This window comes from Shinella yambaruensis (assembly GCF_050859155.1).
Lineage (GTDB): Bacteria > Pseudomonadota > Alphaproteobacteria > Rhizobiales > Rhizobiaceae > Shinella > Shinella yambaruensis.
In genome coordinates this window covers 71,556-86,160 of record NZ_CP150638.1, presented here as the reverse complement: position 1 = coordinate 86,160, position 14,605 = coordinate 71,556, and the positions used below count along the sequence as shown (strand labels likewise).

General features: G+C 66.5%; 14 protein-coding genes and 1 tRNA gene. 6 read left to right on the top strand and 9 right to left on the bottom strand.

Translation table 11 applies throughout. The annotated features are described in order from the left end of the window. The 4 genes from WMC41_RS00425 to WMC41_RS00410 form a co-directional block, all read right to left on the bottom strand. Positions 1–1,086 (bottom strand): glycosyltransferase family 4 protein, encoded by a 1,086-nt coding sequence (locus WMC41_RS00425; protein WP_272804260.1) that lies wholly within the window; start codon positions 1,084–1,086, stop codon positions 1–3. Between the two features lie 84 nt (positions 1,087–1,170). Next, complete coding sequence (locus tag WMC41_RS00420; RefSeq protein WP_244767301.1) at positions 1,171–2,100, bottom strand: carbohydrate kinase family protein; 930 nt, start codon at positions 2,098–2,100, stop codon at positions 1,171–1,173. 79 nt (positions 2,101–2,179) lie between these two features. Further along, entirely contained in the window at positions 2,180–2,878 is a 699-nt protein-coding gene (locus WMC41_RS00415) for an orotate phosphoribosyltransferase (RefSeq protein WP_272804259.1), read from the bottom strand. Between the two features lie 150 nt (positions 2,879–3,028). After that, the gene (locus tag WMC41_RS00410) at positions 3,029–3,457 is read right to left on the bottom strand and encodes a DoxX family protein (protein WP_244767299.1); all 429 of its coding nucleotides are present in this window, start codon (positions 3,455–3,457) and stop codon (positions 3,029–3,031) included. Between the two features lie 196 nt (positions 3,458–3,653). Between WMC41_RS00410 and WMC41_RS00405 the strand changes: the two genes are divergently transcribed. The 3 genes from WMC41_RS00405 to WMC41_RS00395 all read left to right on the top strand — a co-directional run bounded on the left by WMC41_RS00405 (position 3,654) and on the right by WMC41_RS00395 (position 6,590). Next, entirely contained in the window at positions 3,654–3,842 is a 189-nt protein-coding gene (locus tag WMC41_RS00405) for a hypothetical protein (protein ID WP_432346590.1), read from the top strand. A gap of 120 nt (positions 3,843–3,962) precedes the next feature. Next, the gene (locus tag WMC41_RS00400) at positions 3,963–4,667 is read left to right on the top strand and encodes a Crp/Fnr family transcriptional regulator (RefSeq protein WP_244767297.1); all 705 of its coding nucleotides are present in this window, start codon (positions 3,963–3,965) and stop codon (positions 4,665–4,667) included. Between the two features lie 81 nt (positions 4,668–4,748). Beyond that, positions 4,749–6,590 carry a CHASE2 domain-containing protein gene (locus WMC41_RS00395; protein ID WP_432348407.1) on the top strand — a complete coding sequence of 614 codons (1,842 nt, stop codon included), beginning with the start codon at positions 4,749–4,751 and terminating at the stop codon, positions 6,588–6,590. Positions 6,591–6,643: 53 nt separating this feature from the next. Here WMC41_RS00395 and WMC41_RS00390 read toward each other — a convergent pair whose 3' ends face one another. Continuing rightward, positions 6,644–7,282, bottom strand: a complete 639-nt coding sequence (locus WMC41_RS00390; RefSeq protein WP_432346588.1) for a FecR family protein — start codon at positions 7,280–7,282, stop codon at positions 6,644–6,646. A 188-nt stretch (positions 7,283–7,470) separates the two neighbouring features. Between WMC41_RS00390 and WMC41_RS00385 the strand changes: the two genes are divergently transcribed. After that, positions 7,471–8,505 carry a tetratricopeptide repeat protein gene (locus WMC41_RS00385; protein ID WP_432346586.1) on the top strand — a complete coding sequence of 345 codons (1,035 nt, stop codon included), beginning with the start codon at positions 7,471–7,473 and terminating at the stop codon, positions 8,503–8,505. A 19-nt stretch (positions 8,506–8,524) separates the two neighbouring features. Here the strand turns inward: WMC41_RS00385 and WMC41_RS00380 are convergent, their stop codons facing one another. Next, on the bottom strand, positions 8,525–9,559 hold the full coding sequence (locus WMC41_RS00380; protein WP_432346584.1) for a proline racemase family protein: 1,035 nt from the start codon (positions 9,557–9,559) through the stop codon (positions 8,525–8,527). A 199-nt stretch (positions 9,560–9,758) separates the two neighbouring features. On the opposite strand from WMC41_RS00380, the gene spdA reads away from it, so the two are divergent. Together spdA and WMC41_RS00370 are read left to right on the top strand one after the other, a co-directional pair. After that, positions 9,759–10,565 carry a 2', 3'cyclic nucleotide phosphodiesterase SpdA gene (gene spdA, locus WMC41_RS00375; RefSeq protein ID WP_432346582.1) on the top strand — a complete coding sequence of 269 codons (807 nt, stop codon included), beginning with the start codon at positions 9,759–9,761 and terminating at the stop codon, positions 10,563–10,565. A gap of 123 nt (positions 10,566–10,688) precedes the next feature. Further along, entirely contained in the window at positions 10,689–11,324 is a 636-nt protein-coding gene (locus WMC41_RS00370; RefSeq protein ID WP_244767291.1) for a DUF1236 domain-containing protein, read from the top strand. A 47-nt stretch (positions 11,325–11,371) separates the two neighbouring features. Here WMC41_RS00370 and WMC41_RS00365 read toward each other — a convergent pair whose 3' ends face one another. The 3 genes from WMC41_RS00365 to WMC41_RS00355 all read right to left on the bottom strand — a co-directional run bounded on the left by WMC41_RS00365 (position 11,372) and on the right by WMC41_RS00355 (position 14,532). Continuing rightward, positions 11,372–12,619 carry an alpha/beta hydrolase gene (locus tag WMC41_RS00365; protein WP_244767290.1) on the bottom strand — a complete coding sequence of 416 codons (1,248 nt, stop codon included), beginning with the start codon at positions 12,617–12,619 and terminating at the stop codon, positions 11,372–11,374. A 228-nt stretch (positions 12,620–12,847) separates the two neighbouring features. Next, a tRNA-Arg gene (locus WMC41_RS00360) sits at positions 12,848–12,924 on the bottom strand. Positions 12,925–13,059: 135 nt separating this feature from the next. Beyond that, positions 13,060–14,532 carry a sensor histidine kinase gene (locus tag WMC41_RS00355; protein ID WP_244767289.1) on the bottom strand — a complete coding sequence of 491 codons (1,473 nt, stop codon included), beginning with the start codon at positions 14,530–14,532 and terminating at the stop codon, positions 13,060–13,062. Positions 14,533–14,605: the final 73 nt, after the last annotated feature.

The window sequence follows — 14,605 nt, the reverse complement described above, 5'->3', positions numbered from 1 at the left end:
TCAGCGCAGGCTGAGGCGGCGTGCCGCGAATGCATCGCGCGGCACGCGGGCGAGGTTGCCCAGGAACTCGCGGGCACAGGCGCGCCAGCTATAGGCCATGGCACGGCCGCGCGCGGCCTCCTTGGGGATGTCGAGCGCGGCAAGAGCCGCTTCCCGCAGATCCTCCGACAAGGCGCCGCCCTCGCCCAGAACGTCCCGCGGGGCCGTGACCGGAAAGGCGGCGACCGGAACGCCGCTTGCCAGCGCTTCCAGCATAACATTGCCGAACGTGTCCGTGCGGCTCGGGAAGACGAAGACATCGGCCGCGGCATAGATCGCGGCAAGCTCCTCGCCGGTCTTGCGGCCGAGGAAATGCACGTCCGGATACCGCTGGCGCAGCGCGGCAAGATCCGGCCCGTCGCCGACGACGACCTTGCTGCCCGGCAAATCGAGGCCGAGGAAGGCGGGCAGGTTCTTTTCCACCGCCACGCGCCCGACATTCAGGAAAACGGGTCGCGGCAGGCCGAGATCGCGGCGCCGCGCCGGATCAAACAGTTTCGTATCGACGCCCCGCGACCAGCGCTTGATGCGCACGAAGCCCCGCGCCGCCATTTCCGCCCCGAGCGACTTGGTCGCCACCATCATGCCGTTGCCGGCATTGTGGAAGCGGCGCAGCCACCAGTAGCTGAGGCTTTCCGGGACGGGCAGGCGCGCGCTGATGAATTCGGGAAAGCGCGTATGATAGGCCGTCGTGAACGGCAGGCGGCGCTCCAGGCAGGCGCGCCGTGCCGCCATGCCGAGCGGGCCTTCGGTGGCGATGTGGATATAGTCCGGCGCGATCTTCTCGATCTCGGCCAGGACACGGCGCTTCGAGGCTATGGCGAGCCGGATCTCCGGATAGGACGGCAGCGGCACCGTGGTGAAACCCTGCGGCGTCAGGAAGGCAACCTCGATACCCTCCTCCGCCATCGAGCGGGCCAGCTCCTCCAGCGTATGGACCACGCCGTTCAGCTGCGGGTGCCAGGCATCCGTGACGACGAGGATGGTGGGCGCCGGGCCGTTCGGGCGGGCGGCATCGGGCGAATCTGGAGCGGTGTGATCGAGCATGGCCCCTTTGACCACGCTGCGATGACAGGCGGATGAAGGCGCACTTCGGGCCCGACACGCCCTTTTCGGGGTGCGCCCGTCGGCTTAAGCCAGCCCGATTTCCTTGGCCCAGGGCGGGTTGGCGCCGGCGCGCGAGACGGTGACGGCGGCGGCCTTGGCACCGAGCGCCAGCACCTTGGCGATCTGGTCCTCATCGAGCCGGGCGACCTGGTACTTGGTGAGGAGGTTCTGCATCTTCAGCGAGGCGAGCACGCCTGCATCGAACGTATCGCCGGCACCGACCGTGTCGACCACGCTCACGCGCTCGCTCGGCACGATGACCTTGTGGTTCGCGCTGTAGCCGACGGCGCCTTGCGCGCCGCGCGTGACGACCACGAGCTTGGCGCCATGGTGCAGCCAGTGGCGGGCAAGCGCCTCCTCGTCCCCCTCGAGGCCGAACCAGGCGAGGTCCTCGTCGGAGAACTTGACGATGTCGGCCATGGCCGCCATGCGGCGGATGCGGCCGAGATGGGCGTCCTTGTCCTTGATGAAGCCGGGCCGGATGTTGGGATCGAGCGAGATGACGCGCTTTTCGTGCTCGCGCCGCAGCAACGCCTCGTAGGTGGAGCCGCAGGGCTCGGGAATGAGGCTGATCGCGCCGAAATGCAGCGCCTCGCAATCATCGCCGAGAAGCGGCAGCTCCGCCTCGGTGATCATGCGGCCGGCGGTGCCCTCGTCATAGAAGGCATAGCTGGCGTGGCCGTCGACGAGCTTGACGAAGGCGACCGTCGTCGGGCGCGAAAGCGTTGCGCAATAGCTGTAGTCGACGCCGCTTTCGCCGAGCGTCCTGCGCAGGATGTCGCCCATCATGTCGTCGGAAAGGCCGGTGAAGAAGCCGGTCGGCACGCCGAGGCGGCCGAGCGCGATCGCCGTGTTGAAGATCGCCCCGCCGGCATAGGGTGCATAGGCATCCTCGCCGAGCGTCGTCGTCCGCGGCAGCATGTCGATCAGCGCTTCACCACAACACAGGATCATTCCCGTTCCTCCCTAGGCAATTCCGGCAGAGCCGATTTCAATCGATTTAAACGATCTCGATGGAAAGCGCCAGAGGCTTTTACGAGGTCGGCAGTTCCGCAACGCCGCCATGGGCGGCCGACCAGGCGAGCGGCGCATCGAAAAAGGCGGCGACGGAAGCGAGCGTCACGTCGTCGAACAGCTTCTCCTGCCGCGCCACGGCCAGCACGTCGCGCCAGGTGGCGATGTGATGCAGCCTGACGCCGCCATTGGCATAACGCGCCTCGGCCTCCTTGAAGATGCCGTAGTAGAACAGCGACATGCCGTGGTCGACCACGCCGCCGGCGGCGCGGATCGCGTCGATGAAGGTGAACATGGAGCCGCCGACGGTGACCAGATCCTCGATGACGAGCACGCGCGCGCCCTCCGGCATCACGCCTTCGATCTGCGCGTTGCGGCCGTGGCCCTTCGGCTTCTTGCGGACATAGATCATCGGCAGGGCGAGGCGGTCGGCGAGGAGGGCGGCGAAGGGAATGCCGGCCGTCTCCCCGCCGGCGATCACGTCGAAACGTTCGAAGCCGGCTTCACGCACGAGGGTCGCGGCGGCGAAATCCATGATCGCCGAGCGGATGCGCGGATAGGAGAGCAGCTTGCGGCAGTCCATGTAGACCGGGGAGGCCATGCCGGAGGCGAGCTTGTAGGGCTCCTCGGGGCGGAAATGCACCGCCTTGATCTCCCAAAGCATGCGGGCCATCAGCTCCGCCATCACGGCCCGGTCCGGAAAGGAATTGGAAAACATCGGCATCTCCCGCATGACTGTCTGCCCGTGCGCATAGCAGCAAGAGCCTCGGCTTTCCAGCGGCAGCGGCCTTTTCCAAAGGCCCGACGGCGAAAAACCCTCCCCGGAGGCCGGGAAGGGTTTCTGGGAGGATCGAGGTTCGGCGCCTGTTCAGGCGGCCGAGCGGCGGGCGTCGATCGAGAAGGCGCCGGGGCCGAAGGCGGCGAGCACGAGGAAGCCGCCGGCGATCGTGATGTTCTTCCACATCATCAGGCCGTTGAAGACGGTGAGCAGGCCGTTGGCGCCGTCCGGGAAGCCTTCGATGGCGATCGTGCCGCTGTGGAACACGAGGGCCGTGAACACGCTGAAGGCGGCAAGAAGGTAGGCCGCGATGCGCGTCTGGAAGCCGACGAGGACGAAAATGCCGGCGACGAGTTCGAAGATGCCGGCGAGATAGGCAAGCGCGGTCGCAGCCGGGAGGCCCGCACCGGCGATCATGCCGGCCGTGCCCGAGGGATCGATGAGCTTCGGATAACCGGCGGTGATGAACATGAGGGCGAGAAGAATGCGTCCGACGAGGACGACGGCGTTCTGTTGCATGGAAAGCTCCTGAGGCTTCGGCGTTTGCGTTGACGAAGAGATATCAGCTTTCTTTCGTCAAACTAGACGGCCGATCGAAAGACAGATCGTTCTCTTTTTGTGAACGATATCGCCTGTTCCCGGCGGAACAGAAGAGGCGTCGCCGCCGTGCGACAACGAGATCACGACACCCCGCCCCCTTCCTGCCGGAACCTCCATGCGTCATTCTCTCCTCGCCCTTGCCCTTGCCGCCGTCTCCTTCACCTTCATCGCGACCAGCCATGCCGGTACGCCCTATGCGCAGGGCTACTACGGGCATTACCAGCAGACCTGCATCACCAAGCGCATCCGCACGGAAGATCCACATGGCAAGTCCATCACCAAACGCGTCCGCATCTGCCAATAGGAGACGAGGCCGTCCCGGAAAGCTCCGTTCTTTTCTGTTGCAAGCGCCCGGCGGCTGGGCGAAGATTTCAACCGAGCGGCGTATGTTTGTTTCGTCCGCGGCGGTCGGGGGAAACCGGATATGAACGAGATCAACAAGAGTGCCGCGTTCTGGCGTTCTTTTCCGATTTTCGAGGGGTTTGGCAAGGACACGATCGGCGAGATCGCCGGCATCGCCACCTTTCGCAAATGGCCGGCCGGCACGGTGATCTTCCAGCGCGGCGACGAGGGCACCTATCTCATCGTGCTCGTTTCCGGCCGCATCAAGCTCTCGCTCATCACGCCGCAGGGCAAGGAACTGTCGCTGCGCCAGCTCGAGGCGGGCTCCATCCTCGGCGAAATGGCGATCCTCGACGGCCAGCCGCGCTCGGCAGATGCCACCGCCGTCGTCGCGACGGAAGGCTATGTCATCGCAAAGCGCGACTTCCTGGAGATCCTCACCCGCAACCCGACGGCCGCGCAAGCGATCATCCACTATCTCTGCACCAAGCTGCGCGAGACGACGGAACAGCTCGAGACCATCGCGCTCTACGACCTCGATGCGCGCGTGGCGCGCTTCTTCCTCGCCACCTTGCGCAACATCCATGGCGAGGAGCTGCCGGAGAGCGCCAATCTCCAGATCTCGCTGAGCCAGACCGAGATCGCTAGCATCGTCGGCGCGAGCCGGCCGAAGATCAACCGGTCGATCCTCGCGCTGCAGGAAGCCGGCGCCATCCGCCGCAACGACGGCATCATCCATTGCCATATCGGCCGGTTGCGGACCATCGCCGAGCCGGACGATGACTAGAGTGCACCGATGCAACCCAAAACGCGGCGCCGCAACGAATCCATGCCGGAATTGCCATAGCCCGCGGATCCCAGGGTCATGATCGCCAAGAGATACAGACCGCTTGCCGCCGGCCTCGTGGCGAGCCTTGCCGGCGCGCTGGCGCTGTTCTTCCTTGGCGAGACGGCGCTGGAGCGGCAGCGCGAATTCTATTTCGATGCCCTGACCCAGGCGGTTCCGGCGGCCCAGAGCGACCGGATCGTCGTCGTCGACATCGACCGCAAGGCCTTCCAGAGCGCGCCGGAGCGAGACTGGACACGCACGCAGACGGCGGTGCTGATCGAACACCTGGCCGCCGCGAAACCGGCCGCGATCGCCTTCGACTTCGTCTTCAGCACCAATTGCGCCGCGGACGACCCCGCCAATGCAGCGCTGGCAAGCGCCATCGGCAAGACGACGACCATCTTGGGCTTCCTCATCGGCGAGACGTTCGACGGAGCGCCGCATCCCGTGCCCGCGCTGGCCCTGCAACAACCGGTCGACGTGCCGGAACTCTGGTTCATCGACGGCACGGAAAGCTCGTGCTCCTTCCTGCAGGACAAGGCAAAGGCGGCAGCCGCCGCCTTCCTCGTCGGCGACGAGGACGCGGTGGTTCGCCGGGTGCAGGCCTATGCGATCGTCGGCAATGCCGCCTATCCGGCGCTCGGCGTCGAGGCGGCGCGCCTTGCGGCCGGTGCGCGCACGCCGGTGCTCGGCGGCCGTCCGGCCTGGCTGCGCCATGATTCCCGCATCCTTCGGCTCGACGAGGACGGCAGCCTGCGCTTCGTGGCGAGCAGCGCCGGCACGATCGGCGCGCGGACCCTTTCGGCGGCGGATGTCGTCGCGGGTACGGTGCCGGCGGACCGGATCGCCGGCAAGGTCGTGCTGATCGGCAGCAGCCTGCCCAATCTCGGCGGGCTGCGCACCAGCGCCTCCATGCCGCTCGAACCGTCGGTGCAAATCCATGCCGACGTGGCGAACGCCATCCTGACCGATCATATCCCGACGCGCGACCTCGGCCTCCTGCCTGTCGAAACGGGCTTCGCCTTCCTCGCCGGGGCGGCGGCGGCGCTGGCCGCGGCGCGGCTTCGCCCGCTCTTTGCCGCGCTCGCCGGCATCGGGCTCGTCGGCCTCGTCTTCGGCGCGTCGGTCCTGCTCTATGCGCGCACCGCGCTGCTCTCCGATGCGGTCGGCGTTTCGCTGATCGTCGCCACCGCGGCGCTCGTTACCGGCCTCCTGCAATTTGCCCATGTGCGCCGGGCCGAAGCGACGGCCCGCCAGCGCTTTGCGCAATACCTGCCGCAATCCGTCGTCGCCCGCTATATCGACAACCCGGATCTCGGCCGCGTCGCCGGCGAGGAACGGCAGGTAACGGCCCTGTTCACGGACATAGAGGGCTTTTCCGCGCTTGCCCAGAAGATCGGACCGCATGATCTCGTCAAGCTGCTCGACATCTACTTTTCCGAGGTCAATGCCCTCGTTGCGCGGCATGGCGGCATGGTGGACAAGGTGGTGGGCGACGCCGTGCACGCGCTCTTCAACGCGCCCGACGATCTGGAGCGCCATGTCGACAAGGCGCTTGCCTGCGCTGACGAGATCCGTGCGCTGACGGAAGAGATGCGCCGCCGCCCCGCCTTCCTCGAAAAGGCGTTCGGGCGCACGCGCATCGGCGTCGAGACGGGCATGGCGGTGCTCGGGGAAGTGGGGACCGGCGGCAAGCTCGACTATACCGCCCATGGCGACGCCGTGAACCTTGCCGCCCGGCTGCAGGATGCCAACAAGTTCCTGGGGACCCAGATCTGCGTGGGGCCGCGCGCGGCCGGCGAGACCAGCCGCCCGCTGCGCGCCATTGGCAACCACGAAATCCGCGGCTTCGGCACGATGGAGCTGTTCACGCTCGATTGACGCCCGGGCCGGCGCGGGCGCATACCCGCCCTTCCCCCAATTTTACAGGCGCGTCAGCGGATCCCCACGCTTGCATAGGCCTCGCGGATGCGGGCCTCGCCCCATCGGGTGATCTCGCCCGGCGCGGCGCCCACCGACGCGATCTCGACGCCCTCGCCGCGGCCGACCGGACGCGTGACACCGCCGCCCGAGACCTCGACGAGGCCGTGCTCGACGAAGACGGCGAAGACGCCGCGGCTCGGACCGGCGAAGAACTTGGTGCCGCGCACGCCGATCATGCCGAAGGCGGTACGCATGGTGAGGTCGATCTTCGCAAGGCCTTCGGGCCGGTCGAAGACCATTTGCCCCGTGCCGAGCTCGATGACGCCACCCTGGCCGGCGATGAAGGTGTCGATCAAGAGTTCCGTCTCGCTGCCGAGCAGCAGGCTGGTGTCGTCGCCGAGCTCCAGCGAGGCGAAGCTTTCCTTGCCAGTCTTGAGGAAATCATGGTCCATCAGGCTCGCGCCGGCCTTCAGGCCCTCGAGATGGTTCGCCTGCTTGCGGGTGACGTCGCCGGTGATCTCGACGGCCTTGCCGATCACGGCATTGGCCTGGGTGGCGCGGATGCCGATGCCCGTCAGGGCCAGCGCGCCGCCCGCAATGAAGAGCCTGCGGCTGAAGGAGACCGGACTGAAAGCGTTGAGCGTTCGCATGACATGCCTTTCGCGCGAGATCAAACCCGACGGAATGGAATTGAACCGATGCAGACCGTGCCGTCAACCGCGCACCGCCTGCCCTGCACCCCTTATGCGCCGCCCTGCCCGCTCCTTCTGTTCCCGCGGAAACAGCCGTCTTTCGCCCGTCCTCTAAGGTGCGGTCATCCAACGAAGGGAGACGGATCATGATCAAGCGATCCACAGGAATGAAGACGGCTGGCCGCGCCCTTTTCTTCGCGGTCCTTCTTGCAGGCGCCGCAGGCGGCGCCAGGGCCGATGCGCTTTCCATCGAAAACCGATGCGACGCCAGCGCCGGCAGCCGCTACGACATGACGCGCGACACAGCTTTCGCGCCGGTCGCGCTCGACGACATCAAGATCGGCCCGGCGCTGTCGGCCTGCCGCGAGGCCTACAATGCCGGCGGCAGCGCGCGCATGGCCTTCCAGCTTGCCCGGGCGCTGGAGCGCGCCGGCCAGGACCTCGAGGCCATGAAGCTCTATGCGGAGGCGGCCGCGCTCGGGCATACGGTGGCGATGGTGAACTACGGCGCCATGCTCGGCAAGCGCGGCGATGCCGCCGCGGAATTCAGCCATTACAAGAAGGCTGCCGAACTGGGCGACCTGCTCGGCGCCTACAATCTCGCCGTCGCCTATCGCGACGGTATCGGCACGAAGATCGACGGCGCGGCGGCGGCCCGCTGGTTCGACAAGGCAGCCGCCGCCGGCGACGAGACCGCCGCCTTCAATCTCGGCGTGCTGCTCGACGACGGCAGCCTGATCGAGGAGGACAATGCACGGGCGGCGGCCTTCTACCGCCTCGCCGCCGAGGGTGGCAGCGTCGATGCGATGATCAATCTCGGCCTCATGCTGGAAGCCGGGGAAGGCATCTCGCAGGACCTTGCCGCGGCCGCCGGCTACTTCAAGCAGGCCGCCGACCGCGGCGACAGCTACGGCAAGCTGAAATTCGGCCTGATGCAGCAGAGCGGCACCGGCATCGTGAAGAATGTCGAACAGGCGGTGACCAGCCTCGTCGCGGCCTTCGAGATGCGCGATGTCGATCTCGAGGTCATCCTGCGCGACACGCCGGAAAAGCTCAGCGCCGACGCCCGCCTCGCCATCAAGCAGGTGCTTGCCGGACGCAAGCTGATTGCCGGCGCCGAGAATGCGGAGATCGACCCGATCACCCTCGGCGCCATCGAGAAGCACTACGCCGGAAACTAAGCCTTCCCTTGGGGCGGGATCAGCGGATCTCGCCCGCCTGAGGCCCCCAGGTGTCCGTCATCGCAAAGCCGTTCGCCAGCGGATCGGTCGGGTCGAGCGCGATCTGGTGCAGGCCGAACGTCCAGCCGCGGCCGGTGATGGTCGGGATAATGGCCTCGCGGCCGGCAACGACCGTTTCGGCCTCGAGTCCCACCTCGAATTCGGACCCGATGATCGAGCGCGAGCGGAACGTATCGCCCACCTTGGCAAGGCCGCGGGCATGCAGCGTGGCGAGGTTGGCCGAGTTGCCGGTGCCGCAGGGCGAGCGATCGACGCGGCCGGGCCACATGGTGGTGGCGGTCCGCACCAGGCCATCCGGGTCGCGATCACGGAACATGACATAGGCAACGCCACTGATCTCCGGGATTTCCGGATGCACCACCTTCATCGACGTGTTGATCAGGTCCTTCAGCGCCATGCCGGCATCGACAAGCGCACGGGCATTGGCCTTCTCGATCTTCGTGCCGATCTGGTCGACATCGACGAGCGCATAGAAAATGCCGCCATAGGAGATGTCGAAGCGCACGCGGCCCCAGTGCGGCGTGTCGATTTCCACGTCGAGCTCCTGCACGAAGGACGGCACCATGGTGAGCCTGACCTTCTCGCAACGCCCGTCGCGGCAGGTCGCCGTTGCCTTGACGAGGCCGGCGGCCGTGTCGAGCACCACGACCGTTTCCGGCTCCTTCATCTCGACGATGCCGGATTCCAAGAGCGCCGTGGTGACGCAGATCGAATTGGAACCGGAGGAGGCGTGCGCCTGGTCGGCCTGCAGGATGATGAAGCCGGCATCGGCTTCCGGCCGCTTGGCGGGAACCAGAAGGTTCACCGAACCGGTTGCGGCCGCGCGCGGCTCCAGGCACAGGAAGCGGCGCAGGCTGTCATCCACCGTGTTGATGTGGTGGAGCTGCTCGGCGATCGTGTTGCCGGGGATCTTCGGCACGCCGCCGATCGCCACCTTGCCGATCTCGCCTTCGCAATGAACGTCCAGCAGCTGGATCGTACGCTTCCATCTCATGTCGATATGCTCCGTCTGTGCCGGTCCGGCGGCGGTTTCCATCCCCGGGGCCATGGCGGGGACCAGTTGCTTCATTCTCCTGATATATCAGATTGCCGCTCGTTCCAACTGCTTTTCATGCGACGGGTTTGCACGCTACGAAAAGCACCCGGGAGGAGATTGCCCATCCCGGACAATCCGTTCGCCACGAGGCCCGTTCATGACCAAGCTCATTGTCTTCACCGATCTGCACATGGTGCCCGAGGGCACGAAGATCATCGGCCTCGATCCCTATCAGCGCCTGCTTGCCGGCATCGAGCATGTCAACCGTCACCATGCCGACGCCAACCGGGTCATCTTCACCGGCGATCTGACGCACCGTGCCGACACGATGTCCTACGAGCGCCTGCGCGACCTGTTGTCGCTGCTCGTGCCGCCTGCCGCCATCACCATCGGCAACCACGACTATCGCGAGCGTTTCCTTGAGACCTTCGCCCATGTGGCGCCCGACGAGGACGGCTTCGTGCAGCAGGTAATCGACTTCGACGACTGCCGCGTGGTGCTGCTCGACACGCTCTTCGCTCCACCCTACGACTATCCGCGCAGCCATGCCGGCTACCTGTGCGAGCGGCGCCTCGCCTGGCTCGACCGGATGCTGGCGGATGCGAACGGCCTTCCGGTCCTCCTCTTCATGCACCACCCGCCGCACAAGACGGGTTTTACCGGCATGGACGCGATCAGGCTCGGCAACGAGGACGCCTTCTACGATCTCGTGCTGAAACACGGCAATGTGCGCCACATCTTCGCCGGCCATGTGCACCGCACGATCGGCGGCTCGCATCGCGGCATTCCCTTCTCCATCTTCAAGAGCCCCGTCCACCAGCAGCCGATGCCCTTCGACACGCCGAACGCCTCGCTCTCGGTGGACGAGCCTGCCGCCTACGGCATCGTCGTGGTGACGGGCGAGGGCCTGCAGGTGCACCACGAGGACTATGAAATCGCACGGCGCGATTCCGAGATCGCCTGAAGAGGCCGGTTAACGCGCGTTACACATCGTGATGCCCGATCCGCGTTCTGCGGGAACCGGGCAGGGCATCCCACGTTGTCTCCGCCGAAGGGGTGGGAAACCCAACTTTCGAAGGAGAAAGACATGCGCAAGATTCTCATGGCCGGTGCCGCGCTGGCACTCATCGGCGCCACGGTCGCCCATGCGGACGATGGCGACAAGGAAGTTCTTGGCGGCGCTGCGGGCGGTGCCGCCGGTGCCGCTGCGGGCGCCGTGGTCGGCGGGCCGGTCGGCGCCATCGTCGGGGGCGTCGTCGGCGTGGCGATCGGCGCGGAAGCCGCCGTTCCGGACGATGCCCGCGTCTATGTGATGGAAAACCCGACGCCGCCGGTCGTCCTGGACGGACAGCTGACCGCCGACACGCGCTTCGACGACACCGTCACGCTGACGCCGATCCCCGATCATCCGGACCTCGCCTATGTCTATATCGACAACCGCCCGGTGATCGTGCGCACGGACAGCCGCCAGGTCGTTTATGCGCCCGAGATCGAGACGACCGCCAGCATCTCGCCTGATATCCCGGAGACGACCATCACCTATGTCGAGCGCCACCCGCTGGAGCCCGTCGTGCTGGAAGGCCCGGTCGAGGCCGGTGTCGTGGTCCCGGACACCGTCCAGATCGTCGAAGTGCCGGAAAGCCCGACCTATGGCTACATCTATGTCGACGAACGTCCCGTTCTCGTCGACCGCAGCACCCGCGAGGTGATCTGGGTCCGCTGACCCCGCGGGATCATCGCGGAAGGGCGGCCCCTGCGGGGGCCGCCTTTTTACTGTCCGGTCGCCGTCACCGCGGTATCCTCGACCGAGCGGCCGAACCGCAGCCACTGGTCGTCGTAGTTCTTGCGTGTCACCGGATCGAAGACGGCGATGGGCGTGGAGACCGCGATGCTGGCGACGCTGCCCACCGTCTGCGCCGTGCCAAGCGCCACCGCACCGAGCCGGTCGCCGAGGCCGACCTCGGAATCGGTGACGGTCTGGCCGGCGATCAGCCGGTTGCCGATGAGCCGGACGACCTCCGGGCTTTCAGCGAACTTCCCGTGGTTCAGGCTGTCGCCGGATTTCAGTGCAGTCAGGTCCAGCACGATGATGCCCTGCTTCTCCAGCATGCTGCGATAGGGTTCCTGGGACGGGTCGATCTGGCCGAGCCGGTCGACATTGCCGGAAATGCGCCGCGAGAGCGTCAGCGCCCGGTCGTCACGCGAAACGAAGAGCGTGAATTGCGGGCGCTCCGCGCCGATAGCGCGCAGCTGCTGGCCGAAGACGTCCACGTCGAGGTCGGGCGAGGCGAGGATGACCTGCTGGATCTTCTTCGGCACGCGCCCGTCGCGGATCGCCATCTGGCGCAGCGTCTCCACCGCAAGCCAGGTGCCCATGGAATGGGCCATGATAGTGATCTCGCCGACCTCCGGCGTGTCGACCGCCGCTCGCAGCAGCTCCTCCAGCGCATCGCGCGAATAGTTCGTGCTTTCCTTGTCGTAGGAATAATCGAAGATGCTGGCGCGCGAGGGCCAGGTGAAGATGACGGGTGCGGCGTCGGTCTTCGAATCGTGCACGATCTGCGCGAAGCGATAGACGGCATCCTCATAGCGGTTGTTGAAGCCGTGCACGAACACGAGCACGCGACGGCTCTTCGGCAGGTGCCCGTCGAGCCAGGCGCGGCCGGCCTTCGCGCTGTCGATCGGCGTCACGCTGACGGTGGAGAAATCCTTCATCGGATCGGCCGGCAGCTTTTCCGGCCATTGCACCTGCCCCACCTTGCGCTTGCCGTCCGGCGGAATGGAGACGGTAATGTCGCGCATGACGAGCTCGGAGCCGCGCTCGCCGGAAAACAGCACGCCCGGCTGCTGCGAGGGCGCGCGGGTGGTGGCGACCAGGAGGTCGACCGTGGAGACGCCCGCCGGCGTTTCGCCGCTCGGCACGAGCACGCCCTCCGGCCGGCCGGCGCAACCTGCAAGGGCAAGCAGTCCGGCGAAGATCACGCGACGCAATACGCGCGGCATTTCGCGGTTCATCATGCCCCGCTTCCTTCCGCTTTCAAGGTTTCGCCGGTGCATACCTCGCACCGTTCATCCCTGCTTAGCCGAGCGGCGGGCGGTTTTGAAGAGAGCCCGGAGGCAAGGACCGCCACGGAGCTCCTCGCGTGGCATATCGGTCACGCGAACGGCAATGCCGGGAGAAAGCCGAGGACAGCCAGATTCGACCGCGGAGCCGGGCGGCAGATAATCTTTATGGATTGGAAAGAATGGCGCACCCGAAGAGATTCGAACTCCTGACCCCCAGATTCGTAGTCTGGTGCTCTATCCAGCTGAGCTACGGGTGCGCTGGCAGTGGCGGGCGTGTTGCCCGGCTGCGAGGCGGTTCTCTAAAGGGTCCTCCGGTCTATTGCAAGCGTCTTTCGCAGAAATAATGTACTTTTTTCATCGGGCCGTCACACGGGGAGCGGCAGAGGCCCGGATTACGAGGCGCGGTGGCGGAAGGCGTCGAGGGGGACGGGGCGGTCCGGCAGTTCGATGCGGAACAGCGTGCCGGGCGTCGGCTTTTCCACCAGCGCGATGGTGCCGCCATGGGCGAGCACGAGCTCGCGGGCGATCGCAAGGCCAAGGCCCGTGCCGCCCGAGCGCACGGAGCCGCGGAAGGCGGCAAAGAGGTTTTCGCGCGCCTTGGCGGGCATGCCGGGGCCGTTGTCGTCGATGGCGATGGAGACGACGCTGCCGGTGCGAAGCCCCGTGACGAGCACGGTGCGCCGCTCCGCGCCGCTGTCCTGCGACAGCGCCTCGACGGCGTTGCGGCACAGATTGTGGATGACGCGGAAGAGCTGCTCGCTGTCGGCATCGACCTGGAGGCCCGGCTCGACCTGCGCGACGAAATCGATGTCGCTGCGCGAATCGAGCGCCAGCACCTCGGAAACCTCCTGAACCAGCGGGCGCAGCGCGACGAAGCGGCGGCGCGGCTCCGGCTCGCGCATCCGGCCGTAGGAGAGCACCTCGTTGGTATAGCCCACCGCCCGGTCGATGCTGCGCAGGAGCTTCGGCGCGACACGCTTGACCACGGGGTCGTCGACGTCGGACAGGCGGTCGGACATCAGCTGGGCCGAGGAGAGGATGTTGCGCATGTCGTGGTTGATCTTCGACACGGCAAGTCCGAGATCGGCGAGGTTCTTCTGCTCCTTCAGCGTGCGTTGCAGCGTCTGCTGCATGGCGGCGAGATGGATGCCGGCGACGGCGATCTCGTCGCGCCCGCCGGACGGCTCCAGCACGCGCGCCGGGTTCGACGGGTCGGCGGCGAATTCCTGGATATTCGCGGTCATGCGGCGGATCGGGCGGATCAGCAGGCGGTTGAGCGCGAAGAAGATGGGGCTCGCGGTGACCACGGAGATGATCATGGACAGGATGAAGACGTTGCGCGCATAGCCCAGCATGGCGCGGCGCAGTGCCCGCTCGTCGAGCAGCAGCTCGATGCGCGTGCTCGATTCGCCGACCGGGCCGAAGACGCGGATGACGCGGTCGCCGCCGAACAGCAGCGTGTCGAAGGCGTCGTAGACGGCGGTCAGCGTCGAGACGTCGGAAAGATCGTATTGCGCGTCGATGCTCGGCGGCATGTCGACGGCGGCGACCATGCGGGAGGCGTCCTCCCGCTTCAGGATGATCGCCTTGGTGCCGGTCGCCATCAGCGTCTCTTCCTGTACGGCGCGCGGCAGCTCGTGGTCCGGCAGGCCCTCGATGACGACGCTGGCGGCGGCCGCCGTGTTCAGGCGGTCGCGCAGCCATTGCAGGCGCATGTTGGCGACCGACGGCACGAAGATCAGCACTTCGGCGATCAGGACGAAGATCGCCGTGACCAGGAGGAGCCGTCCCGACAGGCCGGACAGGAAGCCGACCGCCGGCACCGGCTTCTCGGTCAAGGACGGTACCCCGTCTCTGTCCACCATCTTTCAACTCCTCGGCAGGCCGCGTCGCGACCCAGGGATCGGCGACGTATTCCTGCCAATCATAGGAGATTGC